Here is a 4,149-nt window from a genome sequence, read left to right as displayed (position 1 = left end):
CGCAGTCTGTCGCGCCGACCACTAAATGCCGAGGAGCGGTGGCGGAACGACGACGTTTTCCCTGAGCGCGGCGCCCCACATCTGGGTCACGTCGAACACGTTCTGGGCATCCTCGACCGCGACAGCCCACGTATCGGACTCGACGGCGTTCCGGAACTGCGTCTCGTCGCGGAACCAGCACTCGGAGAAGCCGTCGAAGCCTATCTCGGCCTGGCCGGTTTCGCCCTCTTCCCCGATCGGACCGACCACGTGGTTCTGGATGTAGCGATCGATGTCCAGCTTCTTGAAGATCGGACCGTGGACGCGGCGCCAGTGCTCCCGGCCCTCCTCCCGCGTCAGACCTTCCTTGAACCTAACGATCCAGACGACCTTGTACGGACTCGTGGGTCCCTCGATCATCGGGACCTCTTCGATGTGGGCGCTCATGTTCCAGAGCCAGTCCATATCGAACACGTTCGGGCCGTCCTCGACGACTCGCTGCCACGCCGGCGTTGTCATCGCCTGCTGGAAGTCCGCGCGGTCGTTCCACCACGCACACGAGTACCCGTCAAACAGCGTTTCCTCTTCCGCGACTCCGGACACTGCGGGAAGCGGCCCCTGAACGTGGCTCTGAACGTACCCGGCCAGCGGGGAGACCTTCTTCATCGCCGGCCCGTGGTGCCCGGCCCAGTAGTCGCTGGCCTCCTGCCTCCTCATGCCGTTGGGGTAACGCGCGATCCAAACCACCTTGTACATGTCCACACCTTCCTATCTGGCCTGGTGGAGGGTTGCCGGGTTGCGGCTTGTGCGCTGGCTGGTAAGGGCCCGGTGGGGATATACCACTGACGGTAGTCCCTGCCGTCGGCGGCCCCTAGGGCTGACGCGGTGTCGATTCCGGCAGGAGCCGTCGTGGAGAGGAAGGCTCCGCTGCCGTCTCGGGTGAGATTCCCGGAAGGAGCACCATGGCTGACCATGAGCTAGCTCAGCATGATCGGCGGCTCTTGGGCGTGGTGGCGCGACTCGCGGGCGTTGACCGCGTGTGGGTCACCGATGAGACGCTGCAGGGGGAGTCCCGTTCGACCTTTGCTGTTGCCGCTGGCGGTCAGGAGTTCGTCGTCAAGCTGGTCCCAGCTGCCGGGCAGGCCATCGATAACCAGTTGCGTCTGGTCCGCATGGTCCGCGACCTGCGCCAGCGGGGCTTTCCCGCGCCCGAGTACGTCGGCGTGGGGGAATCCAGCGGCACCATCTTTACCCTCCAGCGACGCCTGCCAGGCCAGCCCCTGCACCGGGGACCGGGCGAGCAGCCCGCCCCCGGCTTGTTCGCCGCGGTCCTCCCCAGCCTTCTCGCCGCCGTCGAGCTGCAGCGCGATGCAGGCGATCTAGCCCGGCCGCCATGGCCCGCGTGGCTGCTCGACACCATCGAGGCGGGCGGCAACGGCTACTGCCTGCACGCCACTATGTGCCAGGCGCCCCGCACGGCCGCGCTGCTCGACCGTCTGCAGTCGCTGGCCAGGCGCAACCAGTGGGACGAAGCCCGGACGCGGGACGTGGTGCACTTCGACATGAATCCGGCGAACATTCTCCACGCCGGAGGGCGCCTTAGCGGCGTGGTTGACTGGAACATCCCGTTTGACGGTGCCGGGCAGGGCGACCGCGGCTTCGATGTAGCGACCCTGCTGTTTTATACCTACGACATCGAGCAGACCCGGGAAGTGCTGTGGGAACGCGCCCTAGAGCTCAGCGGCCTCGCGTGGACCACGGTGTACCTGTGCCATCTCAGTCTGCGGCAGGTGGAATGGTCGCGACGGCACGCGCCCGGCAGTGCTGACGACGCACGCTTCACGGCCATCGCCGAAGCTGTGCTGGACGACTGCGAGGGGCGAGGCGCGTGACGAGGTGTCCGGCGCCTCATGCCGCTACCGTGACGGTCGCACCGCCATATATACGATTCTCGGCAGAGGTACGCGAACCCCCGGTCAACCGCATAACTCAGCCGACGGCCGGTGACACCGACCGCTCAACGGCAGCAGCACAGAACGCCCAACTGCGAATCTGCGGGCATCTGAACCGTCCGCTCCCCAGGGAGTCGCTGGTTTGCGGGAATGCTGGGCCCTGTTAGCGTGGACGTTGCACCCTCCGCCTAGCGCGGTTCCGCTTGTGAGTGACTACCATTTTCGCAGGTCTGCACAGCGTTTAGCGCGGTTGACCTGAAAAGCGAAAGGTGGGCGGTTCGACCCCGCCCCTGACCACCTACTTAACCAGCGCAAACGTCGTGTCAATCACTTGCGCTTCCCTGGCTTGCTAACGGATTTGCTAACTACAGCTTTTTACGGCCTGAGCGAAGATGTACCCGACGCCAGGCCGCACGTGAGACACACGTCAGGGCTGATGGGGCGCGGGGCGACTTGGCGTCGGGACGAAGAGGCCGCGAGTCGCAGGGGATGCCATATACGGGCCAGATGCAGACGCGACCGGCAGTGGCTCTCATCCCCTTGGCCAGATTCCCGCGACTTGGCGCTCACGTGGACGCCACGAGGAACTGACCGATCACCGGTACGAAGCGCAGTCGCGGATCACTGGTCGCGTTTCGGCGGCTCTTGCTGAAGATACTCGCCGAGACGTCGGTGCAACTCGTCTGCGGACGCTATGTTCTCGTATTCCGCAGGCAGATCCAGTTCGTAAACGGTATCATCTGGCCCCCCGTGAATCTGGAAGGTTGGGTACCCTTCGGGGACCTGCGCCGGTTGACTGTAGGTACCGAGAACATGCCCATTATTGTCGACCACGACTGTGATTTTCATGTTTACATCTCCCAGTCCTGCTGAAACTCGGGAAAATAAACACCCATGATTCTGGCACCGACCGCCTGGTTCCCTAGGTTGGAGATCAGTCCTCCGTAGTACACGGGGCCGGCAGTGGAGCGGACTTGCCCGTAATCCTCGATTACGAGCTTTGTATCGGTGGTCGGTTGGGCAGGGCGATCCGGTGATGCCATACACAATATCGGTCCCCTATTGGGATGGTTGCCCGGTTGCCAGCTAAAGGTGAACCACACGGTCTGACGCCCGGGGGCCACGGTGACGGTGCGGAACACAAAGTCTGCCGGCATAGCCCACTCCTTTCTATGTCGGTTGCGACACGCGTTCAGTGGACCGAAAATTGAGGCACCATTTATCGTTACGGCGTGTCGGTCCAGGAACGCACATTTGTACCGCGCCGAGAAGAAGGTACCCTGAAAAGGGTAATACCTGAATCTGGGACAATTGTCAAGATCTGCGAATCAAGATCTTCCAGATAATTGTTGTTTTTCGGCAAGCAACGGTTCCACGTGCCCCAAAAGCCTTTGGCCTACCCACCCATGACACTAGCAGCCAGCGTTAATGGCTTCTGGAAACCTTCTCGGCGGACGGGTGTACCCGCAGACCCTCCGTGCCAATAGCTCGCTCGCTTGCCGAAGACCATCAGGACGCCAGGACTCCGCAGAATTGCCCGTTGCGCGCCCGGGATTACCCGAAATTGCCGGGCGCCAGGGTGCCGAGCAACTTCTGCAAGGCGGTGTGCGCCGCCGCCGAGGTGTAGAGCCCGATCGCGACGAGCGAAGCGATCAGTGCCGCGACCTGCAGGAATAGTCAACACCTGTGGATCGGCGTGTCACGCGACTTGCTGATCACCAACCTCTGATTCGTCGGGTCGGTCGATGAGCTTGCCGTTCTTGAATCCGCGCCGGCACGGACCAGCGCGACGAGGTGGGGTGCGTTGACGGCCCGCCGACCGGGTCTGTGCTGATTCGATGAGCTTGAACGCCATCGCGACACCGGCGGCGCAGGAGCCGGGGCCCTTGGTGACTCGCTGGCGAAGCCGGAGCTGGCGAGGAAGTTCCACGACAACGCCGTGAGGTCCCTCCCGGAGGAGCGCGCGGCCGAGCTCGCGGCCCGAACGTTCGCCCCTTCCTGACGCTCAGAGCGTCGAGGATCTCACCGTGCTGCTGACCTCGGCTGGGGAGCGCTGAGGTCGAGACAGTTGCCGCTCCTGGACTGCGTAGGTCAGGTGGGTCACCCGCTGCGTCGGCTCCGCGCGGACCGGCTCCAAGGTCACGCGGCCCGCGTCCACGCCCTCGAACAGGCGGATTCCGGAGCCGAACAGCACGGGTGAGAGCGCGATCGCGAACTC

Annotated in this window: 4 protein-coding genes and 2 pseudogenes; 1 reads left to right on the top strand and 5 read right to left on the bottom strand. The window is 63.8% G+C overall.

The genetic code is table 11. From position 1 onward, the window contains the following. Positions 1 to 21: 21 nt before the first annotated feature. A complete protein-coding gene (locus WA805_RS17675) occupies positions 22 to 735 on the bottom strand; it encodes an EthD domain-containing protein (RefSeq protein WP_422274831.1) in 714 nt (237 codons plus the stop codon). Between the two features lie 206 nt (positions 736 to 941). Here WA805_RS17675 and WA805_RS17670 point away from each other — a divergent pair, with 206 nt between their 5' ends. Beyond that, positions 942 to 1,871: an aminoglycoside phosphotransferase family protein gene (locus WA805_RS17670; RefSeq protein ID WP_425242877.1), complete on the top strand. Its 930-nt coding sequence runs from the start codon at positions 942 to 944 to the stop codon at positions 1,869 to 1,871. Positions 1,872 to 2,552: 681 nt separating this feature from the next. On the opposite strand, the gene WA805_RS17665 is transcribed toward WA805_RS17670, so the two are convergent. The 4 genes and pseudogenes from WA805_RS17665 to WA805_RS17650 all read right to left on the bottom strand — a co-directional run. Beyond that, on the bottom strand, positions 2,553 to 2,780 hold the full coding sequence (locus WA805_RS17665; protein WP_422340767.1) for a hypothetical protein: 228 nt from the start codon (positions 2,778 to 2,780) through the stop codon (positions 2,553 to 2,555). 2 nt (positions 2,781 to 2,782) lie between these two features. Continuing rightward, entirely contained in the window at positions 2,783 to 3,088 is a 306-nt protein-coding gene (locus WA805_RS17660) for a hypothetical protein (protein ID WP_422340766.1), read from the bottom strand. A gap of 542 nt (positions 3,089 to 3,630) precedes the next feature. After that, a pseudogene (locus WA805_RS17655) lies at positions 3,631 to 3,843 on the bottom strand (IS256 family transposase); the annotation flags it as partial. Between the two features lie 93 nt (positions 3,844 to 3,936). Next, positions 3,937 to 4,149, bottom strand: a pseudogene (locus WA805_RS17650) (hypothetical protein); the annotation flags it as partial.

Origin of the sequence: Trebonia sp. (assembly GCF_049794275.1) — a bacterium.
GTDB lineage: Bacteria > Actinomycetota > Actinomycetes > Streptosporangiales > Streptosporangiaceae > Trebonia.
The sequence above is the reverse complement of the archived record's forward strand: the minus strand, read 5'-3'. Positions and strand labels throughout refer to the sequence as shown.

Coding starts and splice junctions, on each gene's coding strand:
- WA805_RS17670 (WP_425242877.1), top strand. CDS start 942: ATGGCTGACCATGAGCTAGCTCAGCATGATCGGCGGCTCTTGGGCGTG.
- WA805_RS17665 (WP_422340767.1), bottom strand. CDS start 2,780: ATGAAAATCACAGTCGTGGTCGACAATAATGGGCATGTTCTCGGTACC.
- WA805_RS17675 (WP_422274831.1), bottom strand. CDS start 735: ATGTACAAGGTGGTTTGGATCGCGCGTTACCCCAACGGCATGAGGAGG.
- WA805_RS17660 (WP_422340766.1), bottom strand. CDS start 3,088: ATGCCGGCAGACTTTGTGTTCCGCACCGTCACCGTGGCCCCCGGGCGT.